The 1,632-nt window shown below is 74.5% G+C and carries 2 protein-coding genes; both read left to right on the top strand.

Annotated features, from left to right (window positions below):
- Nucleotides 1-912 (top strand): urea ABC transporter permease subunit UrtC (gene urtC, locus J7523_RS20320; protein ID WP_291890604.1); only part of this gene is annotated, 912 nt, incomplete at its 5' end.
- On the top strand, nucleotides 909-1,632 hold a 724-nt coding region (locus J7523_RS20325; RefSeq protein ID WP_291890606.1), incomplete at its 3' end, for an ATP-binding cassette domain-containing protein. The genes urtC and J7523_RS20325, both read left to right, overlap by 4 nt.

A 1,632-nucleotide genomic window follows, 5' to 3' on the forward strand; every position in this document is an offset into this window, starting at 1 on the left:
GGCCCCGGCGGCGTGCCGGACTTCATGCTGCTGTACGGCGACGGCGTGGTCCCCGCGTGGTGGGAGCCGCTGCGCGACCCCGTCGTCACGGTCCTGGCGATCCTGCTGCTGCCCGCGGGCGTCGCGACGCTGCTGGGGCTCGCGGTGTTCCGCCGGCGCGTGCGCGGCGCGTACTTCGCCATCCTGTCGCAGGCGCTCGCGGCGGCGTTCGCGATCCTGCTGGTCGGCCAGCAGAAGGTCACGGGCGGCACCAACGGGCTCAACGGGTTCCGGTCGTTCTTCGGGTACGACCTGGCCGACCCGGTCAACAAGCGGATGCTCTACTACGTCTCCGCGGGCGTGCTGCTCGTCATGGTCGCCGTGGTGCGGCTGCTCATGGTGTCGCGGTTCGGCGAGCTGCTCGTCGCGGTGCGCGACCAGGAGAACCGCGTGCGGTTCCTCGGCTACGACCCCGCGAACGTCAAGGTCGTCGCCTACGCGGTCGCCGCGTGCTTCGCGGGTGTCGGCGGTGCGCTGTTCGCGCCCGTCGTCGGCATCGTCTCGCCCGCCGACGTGGGCGTGATCCCGTCGATCGGGTTCCTCGTCGGGGTCGCGATCGGTGGCCGCGCCACCCTGCTCGGCCCCGTGCTCGGCGCGATCGCCGTGTCGTGGGCGCAGACCGGGCTCTCGGAGCAGTTCCCGTCGTTCTGGACCTACTTCCAGGGGGCGCTGTTCATCCTCGTCGTCGCGTTCCTGCCCGACGGGCTCGCGACGCTCGGCGCGCTGCGGCGCCGGCGCGGGGCAGCCGATCCAGGCCCGGGCGACGCACCGACGCATCCGCCCGGCGGAGGGCCGGCCCACGCCGACGACCCCGGGCCCGACCCCGGCCAGGACGCCGTCACCGCGGCCCGCACGGCCGGGAGGAACGCATGACCGAGCAGCAGCCCACCCCCGCACCGTTGAGTACCGCGTCCGCGCCGCCCGACGCCGGCGGCCTGGACCCGCAGGCGCTCGAGGCCGTCATCGCGGCGCCGGGCTCCCGGTTCCGGCACGACTACCTCGAGGTCCGCGGCCTGCGGGTCGTGTTCGACGGGTTCGTCGCGGTCGACGGCGTCGACCTCACCGTCACGCAGGGCGACCTGCGCTTCCTCATCGGCCCCAACGGCGCCGGCAAGACGACGGTCGTCGACGCGATCACGGGCCTCGCGCCCGCCACGGGCTCGGTGCAGCTCGGCCGCGTCGACCTGCTGGGCAGGCCGTCGCACCGGATCGTGCGGGCCGGGGTCGGGCGCACGTTCCAGACCGCGAGCGTGTTCGACGAGCTCACGGTGCTGCAGAACCTGGACATCGCGGCGGGCGCCGGGCGCGGCCCGTCGACGCTGCTGCGTCGACGCCGCGGCGTGCCGCCGGAGGTCGAGGCGGCGCTGGAGACGGTCGGGCTCGCGCACGTGCGTGACCTGCCCGCGGGCGTGCTCGCGCACGGGCAGAAGCAGTGGCTCGAGATCGGCATGCTGCTGGTCCAGGACGCGCGCCTGCTGCTGCTCGACGAGCCGGTCGCGGGCATGAGCCAGGCCGAGCGCGAGCAGACCGGGCTGCTGCTGCAGCGCATCGGCGAGCAGCGCACGGTCGTCGTCGTCGAGCACGACATGGAGT

The organism is Cellulomonas sp. (assembly GCF_017744555.1).
Classification (GTDB): Bacteria; Actinomycetota; Actinomycetes; order Actinomycetales; family Cellulomonadaceae; genus Cellulomonas.